At 65.1% G+C, this 26,476-nt stretch carries 25 protein-coding genes and 1 pseudogene; 14 read left to right on the top strand and 12 right to left on the bottom strand.

Annotation, left to right across the window (positions count from 1 at the left end):
- Positions 1-146 precede the first annotated feature (146 nt).
- A complete protein-coding gene (locus tag DM992_RS23050) occupies positions 147-488 on the bottom strand; it encodes a hypothetical protein (RefSeq protein ID WP_111018789.1) in 342 nt (113 codons plus the stop codon).
- A gap of 234 nt (positions 489-722) precedes the next feature.
- On the bottom strand, positions 723-1,124 hold the full coding sequence (locus tag DM992_RS23045) for a hypothetical protein (protein WP_111018788.1): 402 nt from the start codon (positions 1,122-1,124) through the stop codon (positions 723-725).
- Positions 1,125-1,564: 440 nt separating this feature from the next.
- Between DM992_RS23045 and DM992_RS42855 the strand changes: the two are divergent.
- Positions 1,565-1,654, top strand: a pseudogene (locus DM992_RS42855) (class II aldolase/adducin family protein); the annotation flags it as partial.
- 63 nt (positions 1,655-1,717) lie between these two features.
- On the opposite strand, the gene DM992_RS23035 reads toward DM992_RS42855, so the two are convergent.
- The 4 genes from DM992_RS23035 to DM992_RS23020 form a co-directional block, all read right to left on the bottom strand.
- Positions 1,718-3,037, bottom strand: a complete 1,320-nt coding sequence (locus DM992_RS23035; protein WP_111018787.1) for an MFS transporter — start codon at positions 3,035-3,037, stop codon at positions 1,718-1,720.
- A 56-nt stretch (positions 3,038-3,093) separates the two neighbouring features.
- A complete protein-coding gene (gene tcuB, locus DM992_RS23030; protein WP_111018786.1) occupies positions 3,094-4,302 on the bottom strand; it encodes a tricarballylate utilization 4Fe-4S protein TcuB in 1,209 nt (402 codons plus the stop codon).
- Entirely contained in the window at positions 4,289-5,698 is a 1,410-nt protein-coding gene (gene tcuA / locus DM992_RS23025; RefSeq protein WP_111018785.1) for an FAD-dependent tricarballylate dehydrogenase TcuA, read from the bottom strand. The genes tcuB and tcuA overlap by 14 nt, the downstream gene beginning before the upstream one ends.
- A 63-nt stretch (positions 5,699-5,761) precedes the next feature.
- Positions 5,762-6,715 carry a LysR family transcriptional regulator gene (locus DM992_RS23020; RefSeq protein WP_111018784.1) on the bottom strand — a complete coding sequence of 318 codons (954 nt, stop codon included), beginning with the start codon at positions 6,713-6,715 and terminating at the stop codon, positions 5,762-5,764.
- A 455-nt stretch (positions 6,716-7,170) separates the two neighbouring features.
- Between DM992_RS23020 and DM992_RS23015 the strand changes: the two genes are divergently transcribed.
- Positions 7,171-8,421 carry an MFS transporter gene (locus DM992_RS23015; RefSeq protein ID WP_111018783.1) on the top strand — a complete coding sequence of 417 codons (1,251 nt, stop codon included), beginning with the start codon at positions 7,171-7,173 and terminating at the stop codon, positions 8,419-8,421.
- A 13-nt stretch (positions 8,422-8,434) separates the two neighbouring features.
- On the opposite strand, the gene DM992_RS23010 is transcribed toward DM992_RS23015, so the two are convergent.
- The 5 genes from DM992_RS23010 to DM992_RS22990 all read right to left on the bottom strand — a co-directional run bounded on the left by DM992_RS23010 (position 8,435) and on the right by DM992_RS22990 (position 14,615).
- Positions 8,435-8,797 (bottom strand): YbjQ family protein, encoded by a 363-nt coding sequence (locus DM992_RS23010; protein WP_111018782.1) that lies wholly within the window; start codon positions 8,795-8,797, stop codon positions 8,435-8,437.
- Between the two features lie 274 nt (positions 8,798-9,071).
- The gene (locus DM992_RS23005) at positions 9,072-10,310 is read right to left on the bottom strand and encodes a M20/M25/M40 family metallo-hydrolase (protein WP_111018781.1); all 1,239 of its coding nucleotides are present in this window, start codon (positions 10,308-10,310) and stop codon (positions 9,072-9,074) included.
- Positions 10,311-10,389: 79 nt separating this feature from the next.
- Complete coding sequence (locus DM992_RS23000; RefSeq protein ID WP_111018780.1) at positions 10,390-12,102, bottom strand: M36 family metallopeptidase; 1,713 nt, start codon at positions 12,100-12,102, stop codon at positions 10,390-10,392.
- A gap of 478 nt (positions 12,103-12,580) precedes the next feature.
- Positions 12,581-13,525 (bottom strand): GlxA family transcriptional regulator, encoded by a 945-nt coding sequence (locus DM992_RS22995; protein WP_111018779.1) that lies wholly within the window; start codon positions 13,523-13,525, stop codon positions 12,581-12,583.
- 127 nt (positions 13,526-13,652) lie between these two features.
- Complete coding sequence (locus DM992_RS22990) at positions 13,653-14,615, bottom strand: helix-turn-helix domain-containing protein (RefSeq protein ID WP_111018778.1); 963 nt, start codon at positions 14,613-14,615, stop codon at positions 13,653-13,655.
- 244 nt (positions 14,616-14,859) lie between these two features.
- Between DM992_RS22990 and DM992_RS22985 the strand changes: the two genes are divergently transcribed.
- From DM992_RS22985 to DM992_RS22935, 10 genes are all read left to right on the top strand, one after another.
- Positions 14,860-16,017, top strand: coding sequence for an amine dehydrogenase large subunit (locus DM992_RS22985; protein WP_111018777.1), 1,158 nt, complete (start codon positions 14,860-14,862; stop codon positions 16,015-16,017).
- A 7-nt stretch (positions 16,018-16,024) separates the two neighbouring features.
- Complete coding sequence (locus tag DM992_RS22980; protein ID WP_111018776.1) at positions 16,025-16,579, top strand: MauE/DoxX family redox-associated membrane protein; 555 nt, start codon at positions 16,025-16,027, stop codon at positions 16,577-16,579.
- Positions 16,576-17,202 carry a methylamine dehydrogenase accessory protein MauD gene (mauD, locus tag DM992_RS22975; RefSeq protein ID WP_111018775.1) on the top strand — a complete coding sequence of 209 codons (627 nt, stop codon included), beginning with the start codon at positions 16,576-16,578 and terminating at the stop codon, positions 17,200-17,202. Before DM992_RS22980 ends, mauD begins: the two co-directional genes overlap by 4 nt.
- A 39-nt stretch (positions 17,203-17,241) precedes the next feature.
- Positions 17,242-17,790, top strand: a complete 549-nt coding sequence (locus DM992_RS22970) for a methylamine dehydrogenase light chain (protein ID WP_034181018.1) — start codon at positions 17,242-17,244, stop codon at positions 17,788-17,790.
- Positions 17,787-18,287, top strand: coding sequence for a cytochrome c (locus tag DM992_RS22965; RefSeq protein WP_111018774.1), 501 nt, complete (start codon positions 17,787-17,789; stop codon positions 18,285-18,287). The genes DM992_RS22970 and DM992_RS22965 overlap by 4 nt, the downstream gene beginning before the upstream one ends.
- 32 nt (positions 18,288-18,319) lie before the next feature.
- Positions 18,320-18,835 carry a cytochrome c gene (locus tag DM992_RS22960; RefSeq protein WP_111018773.1) on the top strand — a complete coding sequence of 172 codons (516 nt, stop codon included), beginning with the start codon at positions 18,320-18,322 and terminating at the stop codon, positions 18,833-18,835.
- Between the two features lie 33 nt (positions 18,836-18,868).
- Complete coding sequence (locus DM992_RS22955) at positions 18,869-20,374, top strand: aldehyde dehydrogenase family protein (RefSeq protein ID WP_111018772.1); 1,506 nt, start codon at positions 18,869-18,871, stop codon at positions 20,372-20,374.
- A gap of 113 nt (positions 20,375-20,487) precedes the next feature.
- Positions 20,488-21,705 carry a porin gene (locus tag DM992_RS22950; protein WP_111018771.1) on the top strand — a complete coding sequence of 406 codons (1,218 nt, stop codon included), beginning with the start codon at positions 20,488-20,490 and terminating at the stop codon, positions 21,703-21,705.
- A 373-nt stretch (positions 21,706-22,078) separates the two neighbouring features.
- Entirely contained in the window at positions 22,079-23,056 is a 978-nt protein-coding gene (locus DM992_RS22940; protein WP_162631719.1) for a chromate resistance protein ChrB domain-containing protein, read from the top strand.
- Complete coding sequence (locus DM992_RS22935) at positions 23,053-24,231, top strand: chromate transporter (RefSeq protein WP_111018769.1); 1,179 nt, start codon at positions 23,053-23,055, stop codon at positions 24,229-24,231. Before DM992_RS22940 ends, DM992_RS22935 begins: the two co-directional genes overlap by 4 nt.
- Positions 24,232-24,327: 96 nt before the next feature.
- Here DM992_RS22935 and DM992_RS41785 read toward each other — a convergent pair whose 3' ends face one another.
- Positions 24,328-24,747: a hypothetical protein gene (locus tag DM992_RS41785; protein WP_162631718.1), complete on the bottom strand. Its 420-nt coding sequence runs from the start codon at positions 24,745-24,747 to the stop codon at positions 24,328-24,330.
- Here DM992_RS41785 and DM992_RS22925 point away from each other — a divergent pair.
- A complete protein-coding gene (locus tag DM992_RS22925; RefSeq protein WP_111018768.1) occupies positions 24,746-25,174 on the top strand; it encodes a chromate resistance protein ChrB domain-containing protein in 429 nt (142 codons plus the stop codon). The genes DM992_RS41785 and DM992_RS22925 overlap by 2 nt on opposite strands.
- Entirely contained in the window at positions 25,161-26,429 is a 1,269-nt protein-coding gene (locus tag DM992_RS22920; RefSeq protein WP_111018767.1) for an MFS transporter, read from the top strand. Before DM992_RS22925 ends, DM992_RS22920 begins: the two co-directional genes overlap by 14 nt.
- Positions 26,430-26,476: the final 47 nt, after the last annotated feature.

Genomic DNA, 26,476 nt, shown 5'->3' with positions numbered 1-26,476 from the left:
ACGTCTTCAGCGAGGTCTCTCTTTGGCGCGAACTGCGGTTCGCGCTTTTTTTTCTTCGCGGATCTCCGGGGATGTTGCTGTCCGACCCTGAATTGACCTTCGGTTTTCTCAAATTCAGAAATTTCGTTTTTCATCGCGCCGCACTTTTAGCGCCCCACAAGAATGTGAGCGTCACGCGAGAAATCGTACGTCTTTAACACCGGACGGATAGCGTCGATTAATTTATCCCTGTGGACGCTCGTCATATAGATGGATACCTTACCACCATCGACTGTCACTTCATCACCATCCAGCTCGCCTAACTTCGTCTCCCTCGCTACCGATTCCAGTTCGTCTTCCAGTTGGTGTAGTCGCGTCAAATCAAGGCTGCCATAGTTCACGGCGATCACAATTTGATTGCTCTCGGCAAGGGGCGCCGCCCATGTTGGCTTTCCGAAAACGACAAACAGGAAAAGTACAGCGCACTGGGTCAGCAAACGTTGGTTCATAGATTTTTCGTTAATCAAGCATAGCGAGGCACAGCGGTGAAGGCCTTCGATTGTCAACGATTCTGACCTCCCGGTCGACCGGTTGAATCCGCCGCCATGAAGCGCTGTTCGGCTGGGGCATGTAACGGTCGCGAGCTCACGTTGTCCATGCGCAGCCTCCCGATCATGAAGCGTAGCCACACCGGGGAGTCTCTTTCCGTTTGGGCTGGCGGGTTCAGAAAGTCAGCGGACACGCTATCCGAAAACCCGAGCCCATACCGACCGAAGGCGTCGAGCGCGGTCTTCGAAGAGATATGAGGCCGCCAGCGTCAAGAGACCTGAAATTGCACCCGTCACGATGTGCTCGACATAGGGGATACGGTAGTGACTCGTGTGCGAGTAGGCGTCGCCCAACGTTGTCAGGACGCCAACCAGCAGCGCATTGCCATATCGATGCGCGTAGAGTTTCTCCGCAGGCGTGAAAGTCAAAAGTACAGCCAGGAGTCCGGTAAACAGACCTGTCTGAAATGCAATAGTCCAGTGGCCAAGGCTCATGATATTGCCCCAGCTCCCCGGCATGCAGGTCATGCACGCACTGGTCGGCTGCCAGAAACGCTGGATAAACAGTCTGACGCGGTGCTTCCACTCGATTGACATGATGCATTCCCATCAATGCCGTCGCTACGGCCGACGCCACCGTACGTATCGTTGAAGCAGTTTCCAAACCCTTTAACGAGCTTGCTGCCCTCGTCACGGATGGGTTGGCTGTGCGCCGTAGAGGCCGAGCAACAACTTGGACATGGGGAAATACTACTCCACGATTAGACGGCCGCTGTTTCATTGCAACACTTCTCGCTGCTATGCAGCCTCAAGTGCGGTGCGTCGACGGGTTGAATCCGCAGACAATATCAGGCGCTCAGCCATTGGCATGTGAGCCGGTAAAATCAGCCCGTCAACAGGTGATCGATAAATGCGGCCAATGCCAGCCGCACGTTCCGATGATCGTTTGCCGACATGGAGATGAAAAATTCCCGGCAAGCCCACTCGGCGGTCAGTCGAATAGGCCTTCAGCCCATAATCTGCGCGCCGGGCATATGAGCTATCAGCCACAGACGCGCCGCTCTTACGACAAGATGGAGTGGCCAGCGTTGCTGCGCAAGCTGGACCGCATCGCCCCTTCTTGTCGCCGCTGGAAAAGCGAAAGCCCGGTGCGAAGCCGGGGTTACGTAAACGCGCCGATGCAATCGCGATCAGGCCGACGATGCCGACGATGCGTTGCTGCCCGCGCGGCGACGGTACAGCCCGAGCGTCGCGCACAAGCCGCAGAGCGCAGCGAAGCTCAGCCAGTAGCCTGGTGCGGCCTTGTCATGCAGGACCTGAATCAGATACGTCGATACCGCCGGCGTAAAGCCGCCGAACAGCGCCGTCGCGAGACTGAACGCCAGCGAGAAGCCCGCGACGCGCACTTCGACCGGCATCAATTCGGTGAGCGCGGCGACCATCGCGCCGTTATACATGCCGAAGAAGAACGAGAACCACAGCAGAACGATCAGCATGCGCGCGAAGCTCGGTGCATCGGCGAGCCAGGACAGCGCCGGATAAGCCGTGAAGATCGCCAGCACGGAAATGGCGAGCAGCAGCGGCTTGCGGCCGATGCGGTCGGAGATCGTGCCGCCGATCGGCAGCCAGACGAAATTCGATGCAGCCACGAGCAGCGTCACCATCAGGCTGTCGGAGGTGGACAGCTTCAGCACCGACTTCCCGAAGGTCGGCGTATAGACGGTGATGAGATAGAAGGTGGTGGTGGTCATCGCCGTCAGCAGCATGCCGCCGATGACGGTGCGCCAGTTGCCGAGCAGCATCGCAAAAATCTCGCGCGCCTGCGGATGATGCCGCCGCGCTTCGAACGCTGCGGTCTCCTGCAGCGAACGGCGCAGCATGAACAGGAACGGCACGATCGCGCAGCCGATGAAAAAAGGCACGCGCCAGCCCCATGCACTTATCTGTTGCGCGGACAGCCACTGGTTCAGCGCGTAACCGATGGCCGACGCTACGACGATAGCGACCTGCTGGCTCGCCGACTGCCAACTCGTGTAAAAGCCCTTGTTATCGGGCGTCGCCATTTCCGCGAGATAGACAGACACGCCGCCAAGTTCCGCGCCCGCCGAGAAGCCCTGCAACAGACGCCCGAGCAGCACGAGCGCTGGCGCGAGCAGGCCGATGGTCGCGTACCCCGGCACGCAGGCAATCAGAATGGTGCCGCTCGCCATGATCGACAGCGTAACGATCAGCCCGGTGCGCCGTCCGACCTTGTCGATATACGCGCCGAGAAAGACTGCGCCGAGCGGACGCATCAGAAAGCCCGCGCCGAACACGGCGAAGGTGAGCATCAGCGAGGCGAACTCGCTGGTGGACGGGAAAAAGATCTTCGAGATCGATGTCGCGTAGAAGCCGAACAGAAAGAAATCGAACTGTTCGATGAAATTGCCGCTGGTCACGCGCAACACGGCGGCGGCCCTCGTCATGGGCGAAACGCCGGACGTAGCGGCGATCGATTCTGTGCGGTTCATTTCGTCTCCTGGTTCTTGTCTATATTGATGGGCGCCCCAAGGCGCCCTAGTGACTGCTAATCCGAACTGAGGCTCAGTGTGTTGCGTTGCCGCTTTTCCATCGATGATTTGAGCAACGCCGCCGAGCGAAAGATGCCGTGCGCGAACTTGCCGTAAGGCAGCGTGGCGAACAGCGCCATCACGATGCCGAGATGAATCGCGAGCAGCGACGGCATCGCCGATGTCGTGCGGAGCGCGAGCAGCGCGAGACCGGATGTGCTCGTCAGCAGCAGGAGCGCGATGAAGCCGCGGTCCATCGGACGCTGGCGGGTATCGCCCCGCTCCGGAACGCGTTTCAGGTTCAGCCACAGCAGTCCCGCCGGCCCCGCGATCAGTCCGATGCCGCCCACCGTTCCCAGCAGTACCGGCGCGCTCAGAAACGGATACGGCGCTTCCAGACCGAATGCATAGTGATAGAGCGTCGCGACTGCGGTTGCCGCAAAGCACAGCATGAAGCCGTAGAACGTCAGGTGATGGAAACGGCGCCGCGCCAGCGTGAAGGCATCGTTCTCTTCGTTGCAGCCGTCGCCGTGGCCGCCGTCCAGGTACTTGAGCGTCAGCGCGTTCTTGGCCGCTTCCGCGACGGCTGGCGCGCTCGCCGTTCCTGCCGATACGTCGCGCCAGAAGCGCGTGACGCCCAGACCGAGCGCGAGAATGGCGAACAGGAAAACGATGCCGAACATCGCCGCGAGCAGGTTGTGCGGGAAGATCGAGTAGAAGTTCGCTGGTGCGACATCGCCCGACAAGCCGCCGTGCAATGCAGTGCCGAGCAGCAGAAACAGCGCGAGTCCGGCCGCCAGTGCAACCGACAAAGTCAGGCCGTTGCGCTTGTACAGCGCGCCGAACGACGCGGGAAACGCGTATTCGGTGTAGGTTTCGAGCCGGACTTGGGCCATCGCTTTCGGCACGTTCACGCCGAATTCGTGCGGCGGAGCGTATTGGCACGCGTGATAGCACGCGCCGCAGTTGTGGCAGAGATTCGCCAGGTAGTTGACGTCCGCCTTGCCGAATTCCAGGCGGCGCGTTATGGCCGGGAACACGGCGCAAAAGCCTTCGCAGTAGCGGCAGGCGTTGCAGATCTGCATCTGCCGTGCCACTTCGGTTTCGCCGACGCTCATCGCCACAATGGGGATCACGCGTGCCGTGCTGCCGTGTGAAGTTTTTTTCGTATCGACCGATAACGCCGTGCGCGTGCGTTCGGGCGCGAGCGGGTCAGACTGCTGCACTGGTTGCCTCCGTTGTTTTGAGTGCGGCGCGCGCGGCCTGCGTCCCGGCAATGCGCCCGAAGGCCGTGCCGATCGACATGCCGACGCCCGCTGTATAGCCCTTGCCGAGCACGTTGCCAGCCATCATTTCGCCGGCCACGAACAGGTTCTTACTGGCTTTGCCGCCGAAGTGAACCTGCGCGCGGTCATTGGTCTTTAGTCCGAGATACGTGAACGTGATGCCTGGCCGCAACGCATAACCGTAGAACGGCGGCGTCTCGATGCGGCGCGCCCAGTGCGTTTTGGGCGGCGCGAGGCCTTCGGTGTGGCAGTCGTCGAGCGCGGTGTGGTCGAAGGTGCCGTCGCGGCATGAATCGTTATAGCGCGTGAGCGTTTCCATGAAGCGCGCTTCCGGCAGCCCGAGCTTGCGAGCGAGTTCCGGCAGCGTGTCGGCCTTTTCGCCCGGAAACACCGGCGGCATGAAGCGGCCGATTGCCTTCGAGTCGATGATCGAATAGCCGATCTGCCCCGGCTGATGCGCAACGAGCCGTCCCCAGATTGCATAGCGCTTCGGCCAGAAATCCTCGCCTTCGTCGTAGAAGCGCTCGGCGTCACGATTCACCACGACGCCCAGCGACACGCAGTCGATGCGCGTGCAGATGCCGCCGTCATACAGCGGCGCGCGTGCATCGATGGCGACGCAGTGCGACTGCGACGGGTCGCCGATCATGTCCGCACCGGCGTCGGTCATATGCTTGATGAGCACCCCCTTGTTGAAGCGCGTGCCGCGAATCAGGAAGTTGTCAGCGGGCCACTCGCCGCGCTCGTTTTGCCCCCACGCTTCGCGCAGCCATTCGCGATTTGATTCAAAGCCGCCCGCCGCTAGCACGCAGGCGCGCGCCTCGAAGCGCTGGCTGCCGCTGCGCGCCGCGATGAAGAGACCGCCGTCGAGTTCAAGCGAATCGACGGGCGTTTCATAGCGGATATCGACGCCGAGCGCTTCGGCGCTGCGGTAATACGCGTTGACGAGTGCCTTGCCGCCGCCCATGAAGAATGCGTTGGTGCGTGCCACGTGCAGCGCGCCGGACAGCGGCGGCTGGAAGCGCACGCCGTGCTTCTGCATCCACGGCCGGCACGACGACGACGCGCGGATCGTCAGGCGTGCGAGATGCTCATTCGTGATGCCGCCGGTGACTTTCAACAGGTCCTGCCAGAATTCCTCTTCCGGATAGGCATCGACGAGAACGTCTTGCGTCGCATCGTGCATGCAGCGCAGATTGCGCGTGTGTTGCGAGTTGCCGCCGCGCCATTCGCGCGGCGCGGATTCGAGAAGTAGGACCGAGGCGCCCGCTTCGCGCGCCATCAATGCGGCACACAGCGCGGCATTGCCTCCTCCGATTACGAGCACATCGACCATCAGACTTGTCTCCTTTTGGACAAATCGTAAAGGTCTCGTGCCCGCGTCGCTACCAGCCAGCCGTCAAGGGGTCTTCACTTTTTGTGAAGGCGGAGGCTCCCGCAGCCGCGCACCGGGCCAACGGCCTTCCTGCACCAGTTGACGGGCGACATCGGCGAGCACCACGCGCGCAGCGAGACCGGCGGGAGACAGTTCGTCGTCGGAGATGCTGGCGAGCATGTTGGGCCGCGTGGCGTATTTCTCCGCGACGGGCACGCTCGTCAGTATCACGTTCTCGGGCCTTGCGAGCGCCGCGCCCGGCTGTATCGTCGCTCCGATGCCGGTGCGAACGAAGTCCATCAGGAGCGCAAGGCCATCGACTTCGGCGACGATGTTCGGCTCGTATTCGGCGCGCCTGAACGCTGATAACAGCAGCGAACGCAGCCCGTGCGTGCCGCTGGGAAGAATGAGCGGAAGCCTGCCGAGGTTTTTCAGCCGGACGGATGCGCTCGTCGGCATGCCATCGAGATCGCCCACGCCGATCAGGAACAGCCGCTCGTCCAGCAGCGGCAGCACGCTCCAGCGTTGCGCGGACTCCTCACGGAACAGCACGGCGAGATCGATCTGACGCGCACTCAGCATGGACGCAAGATAGCCGGAGAGACTTTCGACCATGTGCAGCCGCACATCGGGATAGCGCGAGCGCATGGCCTGCATGAATGCGACACCTAGCACGCTCGCCGTGCTCGGCGCCATGCCGACGCTGACATGGCCCGAAAGACGTGCTGAACGTGCAGCGAGCGCTGCACCGTCGATATGACGCAGCGCGAGTTGCGCCTGACGCCAGAACGCCAAACCTGCGTCGGTCGGAACGACGCCGCCCGAGGTGCGTTGCAGCAGACGCGTGGACAGTTCGCCTTCGAGGCGGCTGATCTGCTGACTCAATGCCGAGGTCACCACGCCGAGTTCCAGCGCTGCCTTGCCCATGCTTCCGTGTTCCACGACGCTGAGAAAATAGCGTAGTTGTCTGAGTTCCATTCCGTGACCGGTCAGAAGGATTAGGCGGATATTTTGACAGAACGTCGTCGGACAATCCGCGGCATAGGCGCCACAACGCGTCCCCTATAGCGTCTGCGACCGGCGTGAAAACGGACTCCTCGAATGACCTTCCAACGGCTTGGTTGAACGATCGCTCCTGGCCGATCGCCGACAGCCTGCCCCGCGTTCCCTGGAAATCCGCGACCAACTTTTTTGGGCGGTGTGAGGCGGGTGCGCCGGTGTGGTGCGCTTCTGCCTCGGCCGATTGAACGGCCGGTTTACCGTGATTGACATATCATCGCGGTTTGGCCGCGTCTGCGCTGTCCAGCCGACCGTCTCCACGACCGGGGACCGATATCGCGTCGCGATGGGCAAGTCGTTGCGCAAGCACGCACATGCGCAGGTAGCCGCTCGTTGAGCGGTTGCGTCACGCACCGCCGATCGCCGAGACCCCGATGACCGCCCACTTACCCGAACCCGCGCCTCCATCCCCGTTACCCGCCAACCTGTTCCGTCACGCCCCGTTCCAGCGCTTCTGGGGCACACGCGTGATGTCGTCCCTGGCTTTCCAGATACTGTCGGTCGCGATCGGCTGGTACGTGTATGCGCTCACGCACAGCGCGTTCGCGCTCGGTCTCGTCGGCCTCGCGCAGTTCGTGCCGATGTTCGCGCTGACGCTCGTCGTCGGGCAGGTGGCCGACCGCTACGACCGGCGGCGCATCGCGACGATCTGTCAGGGCGTCGAGGCGCTGGCCGCCGGCGTGTTCCTGCTCGGCGCCGTGCAAGGGTGGCTGGCCGCGCCGGCCGTGTATGCGCTCGCGGCGATCGTCGGCACGGCCCGCGCGTTCGAGTCGCCGTCGGTTTCGTCGCTGCTGCCGGCGGTTGTGTCGCGCACCGACTTGCCGCGCGCGACCGCGCTGTCGACGTCGGCGAACCAGGCCGCGCAGATCCTCGGGCCCGCGTTCGGCGGGCTGCTTTACGGTATCGGTGCGCCCGTCGCGTTCGGCACGAGCGTCGTGGCATTCGCGATTGCGGCGGTGTTGAGCGGCACGATTCCGCTGCGCAGCGCGCCGCCTGCACGCGAGCCGGTCACATTGCGCTCGGTGTTTTCGGGGATCGCGTTCATCCGGCGCGAACCGGCGATCCTCGGCGCGCTGTCGCTCGACCTGTTCGCGGTGCTGTTCGGCGGCGCAACCGCGCTGCTGCCGATCTACGCGCGCGACATCCTGCAGGTCGGGCCGTGGGGGCTCGGCGCATTGCGCGCGGCGCCCGCGGTCGGCGCGCTCGCGGGCACGCTGTGGCTCACGCGTTTCCCGTTGAAAGGTCGGCCGGGCCGCGCGATGTTCGGCGGCGTGATCGCGTTCGGCATCGCGACGATCGTGTTCGGGCTGTCGCGGCACTTCGCGCTGTCGCTCGTTGCGCTGGCCGCGCTTGGCGCATCGGACGTGGTCAGCGTCGTCGTGCGCCTGTCGCTCGTGCAGCTTCGTACGCCCGACGACATGCTCGGGCGCGTGAGTGCGGTCAATTCGCTGTTCATCGGCACATCGAACCAGCTCGGCGAATTCGAGTCGGGCGTGACGGCCGCATGGTGGGGCGCGCTGACGGCGATCGTCGGCGGCGGTGCCGCGACGATTGTCGTCGCGCTCGCGTGGATGCGGCTGTTTCCTCAGCTCACGAACATGAAGTCGCTCGAGCGCGACGTGTGATGCGTGACGCGCGTTACGCGTCCTGCGTCACGCGCACGGCCGTGCCGTAGCAGATCACTTCCGTGATGCCCGACCCGATCTCGGTCGAGTCGTAGCGCATCGCGACGACCGCGTTCGCGCCGAGCTTGCGCGCATCGGCGAGCATCTTGTCGAACGCCTGCTGGCGCGCTTTCTCGCACAGCGACGTATAGAGCGTGATGTTGCCGCCGAAGATCGTCTGCAGCGATGCACCGAACGAGCCGACGATCGAGCGCGAACGCACGATGATGCCCTGTGCGACGCCGAGCGAGCGAACGGTCGTATGGCCGGGCAGGTCGAATGCGGTCGTGACGCGAGCGGGCGACAGATCGTCGACGGAGCGGGTGGTGTCGGTCATGGATGGAAGCGTGTAGCGGAGTGGCAGAGTGACGATTCTATCCGGATGAGCGCGCGTTCGCGGTTCGATCGAGTCAATCGCGCGGCACGTGTCACGCCATGAAGCCACCGTGGCGGCCGCGCTGGCTTCGGGCATGCGTCTCTACGACGCTGGACGAGATAGTCTCCGATCAAAGTCGTCCGGGAGGAAGCGTGTGCGGACCGCGAGCACACGCTTCCGGCGTTTCCGGGCGGACAGACGGACGACCTGGCCGCTCGCTGTCAGGGTTTCAGGGCTACGGCGCCACCCCTCCGAGATCGACCGCATAGGCCAGCGCCAGCTTGCCGAACTTCAGCGCGTGGTTCGCCTGGCGATCCGAGTTCTCCAGCGTATCGTTCACGGTATGGATATACGGGCTGTCGTTCTGGTCGGCCTCGAACGGGAACGACGCCGGATAGCCCTGCGCATTCCACGACGCATGATCCGAACACGCATACCCGCACTGCGACGTGCCGATCGCGAGTTCCGGCAGGTGGGTCTTCGCCAGATTCGTCAGGTAGGTGTTCTGCGACGCGTTCGTGTAATCGGTGATCAGGTAGATATCCTTCGGATCGCCCTTGTAGTTCGTCATGTCGAGCTGAAGCACGCCGACCACGTTCGCATTCTGCGCGCGGAACTGCTTCGCGATCGCCTTCGAGCCGAGCAGGCCGGCTTCCTCCGCTGCGTACCCGACAAACTTGATCGTCCGCTTCGGCCGGTAGTTGTTCGCGAGCAGCACGCGCAGCGCTTCGGTGAGGCTCGCGATGCCCGACGCATCGTCGTCCGCGCCGGGCGAGCGCGTGTTCTCCGTCGTGCGGCCGACGGTCGAATCGAGGTGGCCGCCCAGCACGACGGTGCCCGCGGCCGGATCGCTGCCGCGGATCGTCAGGATCACGGACTTCTGCGGAAAGCCTGTGTGCGCGAACTGCTCGACGGCGATATCGGTGCGCGAGCCTGCCAGTTGCTTCCACTGCAGCGCGAGCCAGTCCGATGCGGCAACGCCGTGCGACGTCGTGTAGTAGCGGTTCGTGAAGCCGGACAGCGACGTGATCGTGCCGACGATGTTGCTGGCCTGCAGTTGCTGGATCCAGGTGCCGATCTGCGGTGCATTCGACACCTTGTACGCGGGTGCCGCGACCTGCTTCGCGAGCGACGGCGGAAACGGCTGCAGTGCCTGGCGCGCTTCGTCGAACGAGTCGTGCACGACATAGCCGGGCCCGTGGCCGCGCGCATGGTGGACGGCATGCGCCAGCTCGCCGAGTCGTGAATCGTCGATTTCGACGACGTGCACGGTTTCGCGGCGCGCGGCGCCGTCGGCCGTCTTGCCGGCATCGACCGTCGTGCTGTATTGCGCGGTCGCACTCGAGTCGATGCGTTGAAGCTGGCGGAACGCCGCATCGCCGAGCGTGATCCACACGGGGGCCGCATGTGCGGCGGCGGTCAACAGCATGCCGCCCAGCGAGGCGCTCAGATGAGTGAGTTTCAGAGTAGGCATGTTCGATCTCGCGAGGGTAACGATGTCGAGGAGGAGGGCGCGCCGCAGGTCGTGCGATGTGCCCCCGCCTGCTGCGGAATTACGATTTCTGCGGCACGGTCACGCCGTACGTGCAGCTCTTGTTGTACGCATTGCCGATCGCCGTGAGTTGCGCGCTGCTGTAGCCGAGCGCGGAGGCGGCCGTCAGCACGGCCTGCGCGGCGGCCTTCTGGTTGGTCGAGCTGTTGGTCATCGACAGCCCCTTCAGGAATGCCTTGTCCATCGCCTGCGCGCCGATCGCGTCGCGCGCGACGAGGTTGCACGATGCCCAGTACTGGCCGGCCGTATGGATCTCGGCACCGCGCGCCTGCGCATAGGTGCGCCCGACGTTCCAGTTGGTCACGCGGCCGCCCCAGTATTCGTTGTGGCCGTCCCAGTTGTAGACCCAGTGATACTGCGCGTCGGTCGGGCTCCACTGGTTGAAGTCGCGGCTGTACGCGGCGGCGAGATAGTCGCCGGTGCCTTCGGACAATCCTTCCTGTTGCGACAGGCCGCCGTTGGTCACCCAGTCGTGGATGCCGTGGCCGAGTTCGTGGATCACGACGTCCGCATCTTCCGCATCGTCGACGCCACCCTGCCCGAAGGTCAGCCGGCCGCTGCTCGACGAGTACGACGAGTTGTCGTCGCCCGATTCGCCGTGCGGGTCGTACTGCACGCCGCCCGTGTACTGGTACGGCAGCGCCTTGATCCCGAGCGTCTGGTTCACGTAGCGCAGGAACGTGTCGATGTGGTAGTACGTGTTCACAGCCTCGAAATACAGGTTGCCGCGCGTGAACTCGAACGCAGGCGTCGACTGCAGCGGGCACGCGTTGTCGCGTGGTGCATCGAAATCGACGCACGCCGCATACGGGCCCGACAGTGCGTAGCGGGCGCCCGATTGCCCCAGATCCTTCAGCGTCACGCGCACGCGCGCGGCCGTGAGCTGGGTCGAATCGGCGTCGCTGCTGTCCTTGTAGCCGGTGCTGCCGTAGCTGCTCTTGGTCGGCGACAGCGGATCCGGGCGGAACACGAAACCCGTGCCTTCGGTGGCGTAGAACGCCTTGTCCTCGGCGCGCAGCACTTCGCCGCTGCCCGAGTCGATCAGCAGTTCCCAATCACCCTTCGGGCCGTCCTGCGGGCGGCCGCGCACCTTCCAAGCGGTGTGCGTGCCGGCCTTGTCGACGAACGCGACGAGCTGCGCGTCGAGATTCGTGAAGCCGCTCACGCCGAGATACGCGCGCGCACGGTCGAGTGCCTGCTGCTGGTCGACGGCCTGCGACTTGCGCGACGTAGCGACCACGCCGTTGATCGTGTTGCTCGCGACGTACAGGATGCGGCCGTCCTTCGCGACCGTCACCGCGATGTCGCTGCCGTACACGGGCAGCCCGGCAGCCTGCTGCTGCAGGCGCACGACAGTGAAGTCGGCATCGTTGCGTTCCGACGTGACGACGAGGCTCGCGAGCGCGGTCGCGTCGAGCCCGAGCTGCGTGGCCTGCGATGCGACGAAGTCGCGCGCGGTTGCAGCAGGCGTCGCGGCGGCCTTCTTCACGCGATACGCGGGGTTGTACAGCGTGACGGCGACCCCGTCAGCGCGGAACTGCCCGGCGGCCGTATCGGCTTTCGCGGCGGGCGGCGCGACGCCGCGCGTCAGGCTTTCGCGCAGGCTCGCGGCCTGCGGATTCGAGACCTTCGTATCGGCCGCGGCGCCGCCGACGATGCCGAAACCGAGCGCGAGGCCCAGGGCGAGCGGCAATGCTTTGCGTGATGTCTGCATACGTGATCCTCATCTCAACGGTTGGACACGCCCCCGCGCTCGTGGCGCGCAGGCACGACACGGCCCGCGCGCCGGTTCGATGGAACCGGTGCGGCGTAGCGGTGTTGGGAGCGTCGACTGACTAAGGAAACCTAAATGTCAGGTCGAAAAGAAACAGGCGGGAGCAGGGGTGGGGAAGCGAACGGCAGGAAGCTGCGGCGACGGCGAAGCGAGCATCGTCATGTCAGACCCCTCGGATCGATACTGATATCGGTCGGCAGCCTTGCGCAGATCGACGTACGTCGAATCCAGTCTCTCGTCTCGTTAGGCTGCCTATCTAATTGCGAGGTATGTTACAGAATATTTTCGGCGACATTGCAATTTATTTTCGACGGTCGCTTCGGTCCGTCGATCAATCGCCGACATTGTTCAGTGAGCGGCCGGAAACGCCGCCGGAACGCGCAATACCACGCAGGATTGTGATTAAAACCCGCGACGATCAGCGTGTCGCGCGCCGGTCGCTGCGCGGGCTCAAGCCGAACCGCGCTCGATACGTGCGCGAGAAATGCGACGGCGATTCGAACCCGCACGCGACGCATACCGAGGTGATGCTCATGTCGGTCTGCTGCAGCAGTTCGCGAGCACGATCGAGGCGCAGGTTCAGGTAGAAATGCGTCGGCGTGTCGTTCAGCGTCGCGCTGAACAGCCGTTCGAGCTGGCGCCGCGTGATCGATACGTCCTGCGCGAGCGCGTCGGAGCCGAGCGGATTTTCCATGTGCCGCTGCATCGTGCCGATCACCTGGATCAGCTTGCGGTTGTGCACGCCGTAGCGCGCGGCGATTTCGAGCCGCTGGCTGTCCGAGCGCTGCCGGATGCGGCTGACGACGAACTGCTCGGAGATCGCCGCCGCGAGATCGGCGCCGTGTCGGCGCCCGATCAGGTCGAGCATCATGTCGATCGACGCGGTGCCGCCCGCGCACGTGATGCGCCGGTCGTCGATCTCGAACAGCTCCTGCGTCGCGTTCAGGCCCGGATAGCGTTCGCGGAACGCGGCCAGCGCTTCCCAGTGCAGCGTCAGCGGCTGCGACGCGTCGAACAGCCCGGCTTCCGCGAGCACGAAGCTGCCCGTGTCGATGCCGCCGAGCGTCGCGCCGTGCCGGTGCTGGCGGCGCAGCCAGTCGCCGATTGCGCGCGTGTAGCACACGAGCGGATCGAAGCCTGCGACGACGAACACCGTATCGACCTGTGCGACGTCCGCGCACGCGGCTTCGGCGGCGACCGGAATGCCGTTGCTCGCGGCGACGGGCGCACCGTCGGCGCTGATCACGTGCCAGCGGTAGAGTTCGGTGCGGAAGCGGTTCGCGACACGCAGCGGCTCGACCGCGGACATGAAGCCGAGTGCGGAGAAGCCGGGCAGCAGCAGGAAGTGGAAATCCTCGGGCATCGGGGCAGGGGATGGAATCCGGTGGTCGTCACACATCGCACGGGATAGCGAACGGACGGGCACACGCCGCGGCCGGCTCGCAGGCGCCGAACGGTCAGCGGAAGATTATCGCGGGTTTTGCCCGGCTTCAGCGCGTTTTTGCGGCGCGCACCGACCGGCGCGCCGTGGCCGACGGCAGTTCGCCGAATTGCGCCTTGTACGCGTTCGCGAAATGGCCGAGATGGATGAAGCCCCAGCGCGCGGCCGCGTCGCTGATCGGCAGGTCGGCCTGGCGTGTGTCGAGCAGCATCCGCCGCACCTGCGAAAGGCGCAGCGAGCGCACGTAGTGCAGCGGGCTGGTCTGCACGACCGACTGAAAGCTGTTCTGCATCGTGCGCCGGCTCACGCGCAACTGCGCGCACAGGCTCAGCACGTCGACAGGCGCTTCCGGATGGTCGATCACATAGTCGTGCACGCGGCGCACGATGTCGGCGCGGCAAGCATGCGTGAGCCGGTTCGACGGCTCGGGCATCCGGTACGTGAGGAGATCGACGAGCACGTTGCCGATATCGCCGCGCAGTTCGCGTTGCGCGCGCGTGTCGTCGAACGTGTCGGGCGACGACAGCACGCGCTCGAGTTGCGTTGCGATCTGCATGCTCGCGCGCATCAGCATGGCTGTCGGCAAGTCGACGACGCCGCGCCGCAGCGCCGCATCGTCGAGCCGGACATCGGCCGCATCCTCGACCTGCTGCAGCAGCTCGGCATCGACGACCACACCGATCAGCGACATATCGTCCGGCGAATGCAGTTCGAACGGCGCACCGCCGCGCGCCATCACCATCGTGCCGCGGTCGATGCGCGCGCCGCCGAACGCGAACGCGCCCGAGCCGGTGAGCGGCATGCCGAACACCGTGTGACCGGGCGGCAATCGTCCGCGCTGGATGATGCGCACGTTCGCGGCTTCCTGGAACAACTCGATGCCGTCGAGCACCGCGTGCTTGACCACACTGCGATACGCGCCCGAACCGATCTGGTCGTAGCGCTGGTTCCAGCCGCGCAGCGCGTCCGCGTGTTGGTCCGCATCGTCGAACATCTCGTGAAACACGAACACAGCGCCTCCAGGGGTGTCGATCAGGACCGCGGAAGATTAAACCGGCCGAGCGGTCGACGCAATAAGGTCGAGCGCTATTCCGTGCGTATTCGTCAGAGGGTCGGAAGCCGCGTGCGCGCGCGGCTTTCAGGCGGATTTCCAATATCCCGAATCGGCACGCACGCGTTGCCGGTCCTGGTGCTGACCGGATTTTTTGTCGAACTACAGTCGCCCCACATCAAGTGAATCCCCAACTGGAGGCGACATGAGGACAACGCGACGAACCGCGGCGCTCGCGGCGACGCTGGCGTTCGCGGCGGCATGGATCGGCAGCGCATGCGCGACGGAGAAACCCGAGGAGCTGGTCGTGCAGAAGATGCCGCCGTGGCATCCGCACGAGGTCTATATCGTCGACATCTCGATGCCGTCGATGACCGACGGGCGCATCTACGTGTACGACGCCGACGCGAAGAAGCTACTCGGCCAGATCGACGGCGGCTTCGCCCCCGGCTTCGCGATTTCGCCCGACCACAAGACGAGCTTCGTCGCGACGACCTACTTCTCGCGCGGCTCGCACGGCACGCGCACCGACGTCGTCGAAATGACCGACAACACGACGCTCGATCACGCGGGCGAGATCGTGATTTCGCCGAAGCACGGGCAGCATGTGCCGTCGCCGTACAACACCGCGTTCAGCCCCGACGGCAAGCGGCTGTACGTCGCGAACATCACGCCGGCCGCGTCGGTGACGGTGATCGACGCCGTCTCGAAGAAGGTGCTGTCGGAGATCGACACGGCCGCGTGCGTGCTCGCGTATCCGTCGGGGAAAGACCGTTTCACCGCGCTGTGCGAAAGCGGCAAGGCGCTGACCGTCACGCTCGATGCGAATGGCAAGGAAACGAAGCGCACGATGTCCGATGCGTTCATCGACGTCGACAAGGATCCTGCGTTCGTGAACGCGTCGCCATACAAGGGCGCTTATCTGTTCACGACGTACGGCGGCAACGTGCGCAGCGCCGATTTCAGCGGCGACAAGCCGGCGTTCGGCAAGTCGTGGCCGCTGCTGACCGATGCCGAGCGCGCCGAAGGCTGGCGCCCCGGCGGCATGCAGCAGACGGCCGTGCAGGCGAAGCAGAACCGCTACTACGTGCTGATGCACAAGGGCGGCGACGGTTCGCACAAGGATCCCGGCACGCAGGTGTGGGTATTCGAGCTGAAGTCGAAGCAGCGTGTCGCGCGCTGGGACCTCGCGCAGCAGAAGGTCGATCCGCTCGTGTCGATCCAGGTAAGCGAGGACGACAAGCCGCTGTTCTACGGGCTGACCGCGACGTCCGACCTCGTCGTGATGGACGCGCACACCGGCAAGCTGCGCAACGTAGAGAAGCAGATCGGCAATACGTCGACGCTGCTCGTCAACCCGTGAGGCCGCGATGACTCTCGATCCCGTACTTGCCACCAGCGCGCAGGCCGGCGCGGCCGTCGTCGTGCTGCTCGGCGCCTTCGCGAAGATGCGCCGGCCCGCCGCGTTCCGCCACGCGCTTGCGGGCTACCGGCTGCTGCCCGACGCGCTGACCGCGCCTGTCGCGTTCGCGATTCCGCTCGCGGAAGCCGCCTGCGCCGCGGCGCTGCTGTTTCCCGATACGCGCATGGCCGGCGCGATCGGCCTGATCGCGTTGCTCGTGGTTTTCGCGGCCGGGCTTGCGATCAACCTGCTGCGCGGCCACACCGACATCGATTGCGGCTGTTCCGGTTTCGCCACAGCGCGCGTGGACGCGCCTCGCGGCATCGGCTGGCTGCATGTGGGCCGCGTGCTGCTGCTCGCCGCGCTGGCCGCGACCGCGCTCGTCGAGCCGGGTGCGCGTGCGGTCGTGTGGTTCGACTACCTGACGCTGTTTTTCTCCGTACTGCTGATCGTCTGCGCGCTACTCGCCGTCGATGTGCTGCTCGCCAACGTACCGCGCCTTTCCCACCTGAGGAATTCATGATGCAAACCGCTCTCACCGTTTCCACCGCACTGCTGTGGGTTGCCGTCCTCGCGCTCGGCGCGATCTGTCTCGCGCTGGTGCGCCAGATCGGCATCCTGTACGAACGCATCATGCCGGCCGGCGCGCTGATGATCGACAAGGGGCCGGCGGTCGGTGCGATCGCGCCGACGTTCGAGCTGACCGACATTCGTGGCTCGCAGGTGAAGGTCGGCGGCATCGATGCGTCGGGCAAAGCGACGCTGCTGTTCTTCCTGTCGCCGACGTGCCCGGTCTGCAAGAAGCTGCTGCCGCTGCTGCCGTCGCTGCAGGCGAGCGAATCGCCGCCGGTGAACATCGTGCTCGCGAGCGACGGCAATGTCGACGAGCACGCGCGCTTCGCGCAGAAGCACGACCTCGGGCGCTTCCCGTACGTGCTGTCGCAGGAGCTCGGCCTCGCGTACCAGATCGGCAAGCTGCCGTATGCGGTGCTGCTCGACGAAACCGGCACGGTGCGCGCGAAGGGGCTCGTCAACACGCGCGAGCATCTCGAGAGCCTGTTCGAAGCGAAGGAGCGCGGCGTCGCGTCGCTGCAGCAGTTCGTGCATGGCGGTCGCAGCCGCGGCACCCACGCGCAGCACGCATGACCGGCCGAACCCCTTTCAACGTCATTGGAGAACAACGACATGGGCCTGTTTGATTCATGGTTCGAGCGGTCGGCGCGCGGCGTCGCGCAGCACAGTTCGCGGCGCAGCGCGATGGCGAAGCTCGGCAAGGTGCTGGTGGGATCGGCGATGCTGCCGTTGCTGCCCGTCGATCGCACCGCGTATGCGGCCGATGCGGCGTCGGGCGCATCCGCTGCGTCCGGCGGCGCGGCCGCCTCGGGGGCCAGCGACGACCCGATGAGCTGCGACTACTGGAAGTATTGCGCGATCGACGGCTGGCTTTGCAGCTGCTGCGGCGGCACGTCGAGCAGTTGCCCGCCGGGCACGACGCCTTCGCCCATCACGTGGATCGGCACTTGCCGCAACCCGCACGACGGTTCGGACTACATCGTGTCGTACAACGATTGCTGCGGCAAGACGTCGTGCGGAAAGTGCTTCTGCAATCGCAACGAGCGCGAGAAGCCGCTGTACAAGCTGTCGTTGAACAACGACATCAACTGGTGCATGGCCAACGGTAATTCGAATTACCACTGTTCGGTTTCGGTTCTGCTGGGAGCGGCGAAGCAATGAAAGTGAAGCAAGCGGGAAAAATCGTCGTCGCGTGCGTGGCGAGCGTCTCGGCAATCGCGTTGCCGGGCATCGCCGGCGCGCAGCAGGCCGTGCATTACCCGGCCGGCAAGAGCCTGTTCGACGCGCAGTGCGCGGTGTGCCACCAGGCGGGCGGCAAGGGGCAGGACGGCCTCGCGCCGCCGCTGACCGAGTATCCGGGCAGGTACGCGGCGGTCGAAGCCGGGCGTGCGCAACTGGTCGAGACGCTGCTGCACGGAATGTTCGGCGAGATCAAGGTGCACGACAAGAGCTACAACTTCAAGATGCCGTCGTTTGCGAGCGCGAGCGACGACGATATCGCGCACGTGCTCAACTACGTCGTGTTCGACCTCGACGCGCAGCGAGGCAGCGCGAAGCCGTTCACCGCGGCCGAGATCCGCGCGGCGCGCGCGAAGGAGATGGACGGCACGGCCGTTCACGCGCAACGCGCCGTGGTGGTCAAGGAGTTGGGCCTGTGAACGTCGCCTGGGCATCGCGCGTTGGCGAGCCGATGCAGCGCGCGCGGCGCACGTCGAAGGCGGCATCGCGGATCGGCGGCTTGCCGCGTCGGCTGCTGTCGCTGTTGCTGCTCGTAGGCGCTATCGCATGCGTGACCGCTGCGCCCGCGCATGCCGACGGCGCGGCCGACGCGTCGCTCGCGCGGCAGCACTGGGTGCTCAATTGCATGGGCTGCCACACGACGACGGGCGGCGGCATTCCCGGCAAGGTGCCGCCGCTCGCGAACTCGCTCGGCTACTTCACGCATCTGCCGGCCGGGCGCGAATACGTGACGCGCGTGCCTGGCGCGTCGAACTCGGCGCTGTCGGATCAGGATCTGGCCGACGTACTCAACTGGGTGCTCACGACGATGAACCGCGATGCGCTGCCGCGCGACTTCAAGCCTTATACGGCCGCCGAAGTCGCCGCGCACCGCAGGCCTGCCTTTTCCGACGTCGCGACCGTGCGTGCCGGCCTCGTCCGTGCGTTGCAGGAACGCGGGATCGACGGCGTCGCGGATCGCTACTGACCGGCCCATTCAAGAAATCGAGGAGGATTGAACATGAAGACAAACGAGACATTCCCGGTGCTCGACGCAACACGTGCATTTCTCGCGAAGCCGAAGAAGATGCTGATCGGCTCCGAGTGGAGCGATGCCGCGTCGGGCCGGCAGATCGACGTCGTGAACCCGGCCGACGGCACCGTGATCGCACGCGTGCCCGAAGCGGACGAACGCGACGTGCAGCAGGCCGTCGCCGCCGCGCGGCGCGCATTCGATGCGGGGCCGTGGCGCACCGCGAAGACCACCGACCGCGAGCGGCTGCTGCTCGAGCTCGCCGACCTGGTCGAAGCCAATGCGCGCGAGCTTGCCGAGATCGAATCGCTCGACAACGGCAAGCCGGTGATGGTCGCGCAGGGGCTCGACGTCGCGATGGCCGCGCAGTGTTTCCGCTACATGGCCGGCTGGGCGACGAAGATCGAAGGCAGCGTGATCGATGCGGGCATGCCGTACATGCCGGACAGCGAAGTCTTCACTTATACGCGCAAGGAGCCCGTCGGCGTCGTTGGCGCGATCATTCCGTGGAATTTCCCGCTGCTGATGGCGGCGTGGAAGATTGCGCCTGCGCTTGCGACCGGTTGCACCATCGTGCTGAAGCCCGCGGAAGATACGCCGCTGAGTGCGTTGCGGCTCGGGGAATTGATTCAGCAGGCCGGGTTCCCGGACGGCGTCGTCAATATCGTCACCGGTTACGGTCACACGGCGGGCGCCGCATTGTCGCGCGATCCGCGCATCGACAAGATCGCGTTTACGGGCTCGACGCAAACGGGCAAGACGATCGGTCACGCGGCGCTCGACAACATGACGCGGATGTCGCTCGAACTTGGCGGCAAGTCGCCGGTGATCGTGCTGCCCGACGTCGATCTCGACAAAGCCGCGCTGGGCGTCGCGAATGCGATCTTCTTCAACCAGGGGCAGGTGTGCACGGCAGGTTCGCGCGCATACATCCATGCGAAGGTGTTCGACGGCGTGATCGAACGCGTCGCGAAGATCGCCGCGAGCCTGAAGATCGGCCCGGGAATGGACCCGTCGACGCAGATCGGCCCGCTCGTGTCGGCGAAGCAGCGCGAGCGCGTATGCGGTTACATCGACTCTGGTTTCGCAGAGGGCGCGCGCGCCGCCGCGGGCGGCCGTGCGATCGACGGCCCCGGCTTCTTCGTCGAGCCGACCGTGCTGATCGATACGACGCAGGCGATGCGCGTCGTGCGCGAGGAGATCTTCGGGCCGGTGCTGGTCGCGATGCCGTTCGACGATGTCGACACGGCCGTGCAGCTCGCGAACGACACGCCGTATGGTCTCGGCGCGAGCATCTGGTCGAACGACCTTTCCGCGATTCACAAGCTCATCCCGCGTATTGCGGCCGGCACGGTGTGGGTCAACTGCCATTCGCTGCTCGACAACGCGATGCCGTTCGGCGGGATGAAGCAGTCGGGTTTCGGCCGTGAACTCGGTCGCGCGGTGATCGACCAGTACACGGAAAGCAAGTCGGTGATGATGAACTACGCGTAAGTGCGGATGCGAGCGCTGCCGGGGCGCCGGCAACGCTCGCGCCCACCGGCCGGCGCGTTCGGGTTCCGGCACACGGTCGCGACACGGATACGACGCATCAGGGAGGATGATCGATGAAGGATCTGACGACGCCGCGCGGGATCGCGGCGGCGGTGGCGGCGCTCGCCGTCACGCAGGGCGCGCATGCGTTGAACAGCGTCACGCTGTACGGAGATGTGGATACCGGCATCACGTACACGAACAACGTGCAGACGACCGGGGCCGACGGCGCGGTGCGCGGCGGGCATGCGTGGCAGATGACGGGCGGCGCGAGCGCGCCGTCGCGCATCGGCCTGACGGGCAGCGAGGATATCGGCGGCGGCACGGCCGTTACGTTCAAGCTCGAAAACAGCTTCTGGATGAACAACGGCAGCTTGCTGCAGACCGATACGCTGTTCAACCAGAATGCGTGGGTCGGCTTGTCGAACGATCGCTACGGGACGCTGACCGTCGGCCGGCAGTTCGATTCGTACACGACTACGCTCGCACCCTACGCGTCGAGCGTTCCGTGGGCCACGCTGTTCGGCGCGCATATCGGTGACGTCGACAACCTCAACGCCGCACTCAACCTGAACAGCGCGGTGCAGTACACGAGCCCCGTGATGGCGGGATTTTCGTTCAGCGGCACGTTTTCGTTCGGCGGTGTCGCCGGCGATTTTTCCCGGCAGCGCGGATGGGCGCTGGCCGCGAGCTACAACAACGCGCCATTTTCGTTCGGCGTCGGCGCGCTCGACCTGAATCATCCGCTCGACGCGGCGCTCGGCGGCGCGCAGGGTTATATCGGCGATTTCGCGTGTTCGAATCCGGCGGCGATGTATTGCAAGCTGCAGGATGCGCGTGCATTGAAGGCGATCGGAATGGGCGGCTCGTATGCGATCGGGCCGGCGACGGTCGGCGTCGTCTACACGCACACGACACTCGGCGACAGCCGGTATTTTGCCGATGCCGCCCATCCGCACGGCGCCGATGCGCGCTTCGACATCGTCGAGGTCAACACGACGTTTTCGGTGACGCCGGCGTTCATGCTGGGTGCGGCCTATATCTACAACTCGATGAAGACCGACGCAAACGGCTCGCCGAAGTTTCATCAGGTCAACCTGGGGATGACCTATAACCTGTCGAAGCGGACGTCGCTCTATACGGTCGGCATTTTCCAGAAGGCGGCAGGTCGCGGGATCGGCATCGACCCGGCGACGGGCGGCGCGGCGAACTATGCGCAGATTCCGAACCTGCCGAATGCGACCCGCAGTCGGCAACTGTCGGTGACGGTCGGAGTGAAGCACAACTTCTGAGTGGCCGGCCCGCGCCGTGATCCATCTTTGTTTGAAGCGAGGATTCGTACCGGCAGCGGCGCGGATCGTGTCGCCGAAGACGTCGATGCCGAATCTCGTCGCGGCCGGGCGAGGTGTGGCGATCGTGCCGGAGCGGATGGCCAGTCTCGGGATCGACGGTGACCTGGGCTTCGCTCGCGATGTTCGCAAACTGCTTGGCGACTGACAATCCATCCGCAGTTGTCGCGTTCTGGTTTCTATGCCCGGTGGACGCTGCACGCTGAATCGTTGCGGTCGCTCGCAGCCGCCGCACGGGAAAGGCGGCCGCAACGGCTAGGCAGTTGCCCTCAAAGTTAACTTGTAGAGTAAATAACGCGTGAGTAGTATTCGCTACATGGATACTTTCACGGCCTGGTCACTCCTCGTTCTGACCCTTCCGACTGAAAACGCGACGGCCCGCATGCGGTACTGGCGCGCGCTCAAGGCAAAGGGCTGCGCGGTGCTGCGCGACGGCATCTACCTGCTTCCGTACACGGCCGAGCATGAAAGTACGCTACGCGAACTGGCGGACGGGATCGCCGAAAGCGGCGGCACGGCCCACCTGCTGCGCGCGCCGAGCCTCGACGCGTCGCAGGAGCAGGAATTCCGTGCGCTGTTCAGTCGCGACGACGACTACACGATCTTTACCCGCGCCCTTGCCGACGCGCGCAAGACGCTGGCCGGGCAATCCGCCACGGAACTGACCCGCCTGCTGCGGCGCCTGCACAAGGACTTCGACACGCTCCGTGCGATCGACTACTTCCCGGGCGACTCGGCCACCCGCGCCGAAGTCGCGCTGCAGGATTTCGTCGCACTGGTCGACACCGTGCTGTCGCCAGGCGAGCCGCATGCCGCGGAACGCGAAATCCGGCGGCTGGCGATCGACGAGTATCAAGGTCGCACCTGGGCGACACGGCAGCGCATGTGGGTCGACCGCGTCGCGAGCGCGTGGCTGATCCGCCGTTTCATCGACGCACGCGCGCGCTTCATCTGGCTCGCGTCGCCGACCGATTGTCCGGCCGATGCGCTTGGCTTCGATTTCGACGGTGCGACGTTCACCCACGTCGGCGAACGCGTGACGTTCGAGGTGCTGCTCGCGAGTTTCGGGCTCGACCAGGACCCGGCGCTGATGCGGCTCGGCGAGATCGTGCATGCGCTTGACGTCGGCGGCACTGCGGCGCCGGAAGCAGTCGGCTTCGAGGCCGTGATGGCCGGCACTCGCCAGCGCACGGACAACGACGATCAATTGCTCGAGCAGATGGGGGCGGTACTCGACTCGCTGTACGTGCATTTCGCGTCGAACGACAAGAACGGCACCGGGGCCAAGTCATGACTACCGCTATCGCGACGACCGAGCCGACCTATTCGCTAGGCCAACTGGTCGGCTACATGCTGCGTCTCGGCGCGTTGGGGTTCGGCGGCCCGGTCGCGCTGGCGGGCTACATGCGCCGCGATCTCGTCGAGAAGCGCGGCTGGATCACGGAGGCCGACTACAAGGAAGGACTCACGCTGGCCCAGCTCGCACCGGGACCGATGGCCGCCCAGCTCGCGATCTATCTCGGCTTCGTCCACTACCGGATCCGCGGCGCGACGCTCGTCGGTTTTGCGTTCGTGCTGCCGTCATTCCTGATGGTGCTCGCGCTCGGGTTCGCCTATGCGCACTTCGGCGGGCTGTCGTGGATGCAGGCAGTCTTCTATGGCGTCGGGGCCGCCGTGGTCGGCATCATCGCGATGAGCGCGTACAAGCTCACGATAAAGACCGTCGGCAACGACAAGCTGCTGTGGGCGATCTTCATCACGCTGGCTGCCGTGACCTTCATCACGGAATCGGAAATCGCGTGGCTCTTCATCGTCGCCGGCCTGATCGGCTGGCTGTGGCGCGCCCCGCCCAAATGGCTGCACAAGGGCGGGCTGAGCGCGCTCGCCGGCGCCAACCTGCCGGCGGCCAGCGGCCTGCTGAGCGGCATCGATCTGCCGCAACTCGCGCAGATCGGCGTGTTTTTTGCGAAAGCCGGTGCATTCGTGTTCGGGTCGGGGCTCGCGATCGTGCCGTTTCTGTACGGCGGTGTCGTGACCGAGCATCACTGGCTCAACGACAAGCAGTTCGTCGACGCCGTCGCGGTTGCCATGATCACGCCGGGGCCGGTCGTGATCACCGTCGGCTTTATCGGCTACCTGGTGGCAGGCTTCCCGGGCGCAATCGTCGCCGCGCTCGGCACCTTCCTGCCCTGCTATCTGTTCACCATCATCCCGGCACCCTACGTCAAGAAATACGGTCACCGGGCCGACGTCAAGGCGTTCGTCGACGGCATCACGGCGGCGGCCGTCGGTGCAATCACGGGCTCCGTGCTCGTCATCGCGAAGCGATCGATCGTCGACGTGCCGACCGCCGTCCTGGCCGTCGCGACCGTTCTGCTGCTGTGGCGCTTCAAGAAGCTGCAGGAGCCGGTGATCGTCACCGCAGCGGCACTCATCGGGTTGGCGGCCTATCCGTTAGTCCATCACTGAAGCGCGCGACCGGGAGATGAGCATGACGTACCAGATGAAAACGCTGGCGTGCGATCCGGCCCGGTTGCAGGGCCTGTCCGAACGACTGATCGTCATTCACATGGTCTGGTAATCGCCGCGAGCGATCCACAAGGAGTGGGTGATGCGAAGGTCTTGCGGGATTGTGCCGGTCGCTATGGCGATGGCCCTGTCTGTTGCGCTGTCCGGCTGCGACAGAAGCGGGTCCGAGCAGGGGGCGGCGAGGTTGTCACGCTCGAGTAAGCGCCGGCACTGTTGAGAACGACGATCGAGCGTCGACGGCAAGGCCGCAGCGTCGTGGCGATTCAACGGCGTATGAAGAACGGCAACTCGCTCCATGCGGTGACGAGCGAGCAGGGTGGCCAGGAGCAACGTCTGATTCTGACCGAAGATGGCAAGCTCATCATAGCCGCCCAGCCAGTGACGACGAAGAGGACGACTGACCCGTCGGCCGTGTCGCCATGAAGCTTCCGTACCGCCATACAGGAGATGCATCATGAAATGGATTACGCGGGAACGGCCGAAAATCGATCGCATCGCATGTCCGTGGCTCATCGCCCGGTTCATCGACGACGCACCTGAATTTCTCTATGTGCCCGGGGCGGACGTGCTGCGAATCGCGGGCGAAACGGGCGCAATCCCGTACGATGTGCCCGGCGTCGAGCTTGGGCACCACGGCGAACATTGCAGCTTCGATGCGTTCCTCGACAAATACGCACTTCGCGACCCCGCGCTGCTCAAGCTCGCCGAGATCGTGCGCGGTGCGGATACGAACCGGCTCGACCTGGCGCCGGAGGCGACCGGCCTGTATGCGATATCGATCGGCCTGTCGGGAAACTTCGCCGACGATCACGAACAGTTGCAGCACGGGATGGTGATGTACGACGCGCTTTATACGTGGTGCCGACGTGATGCACGCGCCTAGCGGGCGCCCGGCAGCCTCGTACGCGGTTCGCGTTTCACGCTGGCTGATGCCGGCTGGCGTGGAGCACACGGCATGGATTCTTCTCGTCAGCCGCGGCCTGCGCGGCTTCTGCGACGGCTTCGTTGCAGTCCTGCTGCCGGCCTACCTGCTGATGCTCGGCTTCGCGCAAGTCGAGGTCGGGTTGATCAGCACCGCGACGCTGGCAGGCTCGGCCGCGGCGACGATCGCCGTCGGCGTGCTCGCCAGCCGTTTTCCGCCACGCAGGATGCTGACACTTGCCGCCGTTCTGATGGCTGCGACCGGCATCGGTTTTGCCGGCTTGTCGACGCTCTGGCCGCTACTCGTCGTGGCCTTCGTCGGCACGCTCAATCCGAGCTCGGGCGATGTCAGCCTGTTCCTGCCGCTCGAACAGGCGAGACTCGCCGAAGCGGCGAACGGTGATGCGCGGACCGCCTTGTTCGCACGCTACAGCCTGATCGGCGCGGTATCGGCCGCGCTGGGTTCACTCGCGGCGGGACTGCCGCTCTGGTTTGCGTCACACGCAGGCATCTCGCTGCTCGAGGCGTTGCGCGCGATGTTTCTCCTGTATGCGGTGACGGGAATCTCGGTCGCTGTTTTGTACCGCCGGCTGCCGATCGCGGAGTCGCGCCGGGCAACTGCCGCTCCGCCGCTCGGTCCCTCCCGGCGGATCGTCACGCGGCTGGCGCTGCTGTTCAGCATTGACGCGTTCGCCGGCGGACTCGTCGTCAATTCGCTGCTGTCGCTTTGGCTGATGCAGCGCTTCGGCCTGTCGATCGGGGCAGCCGGGCAATTCTTCTTCTGGTCCGGCTTGCTATCCGCCGGTTCCCAGCTTGTCGCTGCGCCGCTGTCGCGCAAGATTGGCTTGTTGAACACGATGGTCTTCACGCACATCCCGTCGAGCCTTTGCCTGATCGGCGCGGCCTTTGCGCCCACGCTGCCGGCAACGCTGGCGCTCCTGCTGATGCGCAGCGCGTTGTCGCAAATGGACGTGCCGACGCGCACCGCGTACGTCATGGCCGTCGTCACGCCGGCGGAACGACCTGCCGCGGCCAGCTTCACGTCGGTGCCGCGCAGTCTCGCCGCCGCTGTCGCGCCGACGGTGGCGGGAAGCCTGTTCGGACTCGGGTGGCTCGGCGTGCCGCTCGTCGCATGCGGCGCATTGAAGATCGCCTACGACCTCTCGTTGCTTGCCGCGTTCCGCCACATCAAACCCGATGAAGGGGCCAAGCCGTAACCGGGCAGAATCGCAAGATTCCGTCGCGGGGAGCCAACACGAGGCGA

This window comes from Burkholderia sp. JP2-270 (assembly GCF_003233675.1).
GTDB lineage: Bacteria > Pseudomonadota > Gammaproteobacteria > Burkholderiales > Burkholderiaceae > Burkholderia > Burkholderia pyrrocinia_C.
Note: the sequence above shows the minus strand (reverse complement) of the source record. Positions and strands in the feature narration are given on the sequence as shown.

What these genes read in the sequence shown, in the direction of transcription:
- DM992_RS23050 (WP_111018789.1), bottom strand. Translation starts at nt 488, where the DNA reads ATGAACCAACGTTTGCTGACCCAGTGCGCTGTACTTTTCCTGTTTGTC.
- DM992_RS22935 (WP_111018769.1), top strand. Translation starts at nt 23,053, where the DNA reads ATGACTACCGCTATCGCGACGACCGAGCCGACCTATTCGCTAGGCCAA.
- DM992_RS23045 (WP_111018788.1), bottom strand. Translation starts at nt 1,124, where the DNA reads ATGTCAATCGAGTGGAAGCACCGCGTCAGACTGTTTATCCAGCGTTTC.
- DM992_RS41785 (WP_162631718.1), bottom strand. Translation starts at nt 24,747, where the DNA reads ATGATGCATCTCCTGTATGGCGGTACGGAAGCTTCATGGCGACACGGC.
- DM992_RS22925 (WP_111018768.1), top strand. Translation starts at nt 24,746, where the DNA reads ATGAAATGGATTACGCGGGAACGGCCGAAAATCGATCGCATCGCATGT.
- DM992_RS23015 (WP_111018783.1), top strand. Translation starts at nt 7,171, where the DNA reads ATGACCGCCCACTTACCCGAACCCGCGCCTCCATCCCCGTTACCCGCC.
- DM992_RS23005 (WP_111018781.1), bottom strand. Translation starts at nt 10,310, where the DNA reads ATGCCTACTCTGAAACTCACTCATCTGAGCGCCTCGCTGGGCGGCATG.
- DM992_RS22980 (WP_111018776.1), top strand. Translation starts at nt 16,025, where the DNA reads ATGACTCTCGATCCCGTACTTGCCACCAGCGCGCAGGCCGGCGCGGCC.
- DM992_RS23035 (WP_111018787.1), bottom strand. Translation starts at nt 3,037, where the DNA reads ATGAACCGCACAGAATCGATCGCCGCTACGTCCGGCGTTTCGCCCATG.
- DM992_RS22985 (WP_111018777.1), top strand. Translation starts at nt 14,860, where the DNA reads ATGAGGACAACGCGACGAACCGCGGCGCTCGCGGCGACGCTGGCGTTC.
- DM992_RS22965 (WP_111018774.1), top strand. Translation starts at nt 17,787, where the DNA reads ATGAAAGTGAAGCAAGCGGGAAAAATCGTCGTCGCGTGCGTGGCGAGC.
- DM992_RS22960 (WP_111018773.1), top strand. Translation starts at nt 18,320, where the DNA reads ATGCAGCGCGCGCGGCGCACGTCGAAGGCGGCATCGCGGATCGGCGGC.
- DM992_RS22970 (WP_034181018.1), top strand. Translation starts at nt 17,242, where the DNA reads ATGGGCCTGTTTGATTCATGGTTCGAGCGGTCGGCGCGCGGCGTCGCG.
- DM992_RS22920 (WP_111018767.1), top strand. Translation starts at nt 25,161, where the DNA reads ATGCACGCGCCTAGCGGGCGCCCGGCAGCCTCGTACGCGGTTCGCGTT.
- DM992_RS22995 (WP_111018779.1), bottom strand. Translation starts at nt 13,525, where the DNA reads ATGCCCGAGGATTTCCACTTCCTGCTGCTGCCCGGCTTCTCCGCACTC.
- DM992_RS22950 (WP_111018771.1), top strand. Translation starts at nt 20,488, where the DNA reads ATGAAGGATCTGACGACGCCGCGCGGGATCGCGGCGGCGGTGGCGGCG.
- DM992_RS23020 (WP_111018784.1), bottom strand. Translation starts at nt 6,715, where the DNA reads ATGGAACTCAGACAACTACGCTATTTTCTCAGCGTCGTGGAACACGGA.
- DM992_RS23010 (WP_111018782.1), bottom strand. Translation starts at nt 8,797, where the DNA reads ATGACCGACACCACCCGCTCCGTCGACGATCTGTCGCCCGCTCGCGTC.
- DM992_RS22955 (WP_111018772.1), top strand. Translation starts at nt 18,869, where the DNA reads ATGAAGACAAACGAGACATTCCCGGTGCTCGACGCAACACGTGCATTT.
- mauD (WP_111018775.1), top strand. Translation starts at nt 16,576, where the DNA reads ATGATGCAAACCGCTCTCACCGTTTCCACCGCACTGCTGTGGGTTGCC.
- DM992_RS22940 (WP_162631719.1), top strand. Translation starts at nt 22,079, where the DNA reads ATGGATACTTTCACGGCCTGGTCACTCCTCGTTCTGACCCTTCCGACT.
- DM992_RS23000 (WP_111018780.1), bottom strand. Translation starts at nt 12,102, where the DNA reads ATGCAGACATCACGCAAAGCATTGCCGCTCGCCCTGGGCCTCGCGCTC.
- tcuA (WP_111018785.1), bottom strand. Translation starts at nt 5,698, where the DNA reads ATGGTCGATGTGCTCGTAATCGGAGGAGGCAATGCCGCGCTGTGTGCC.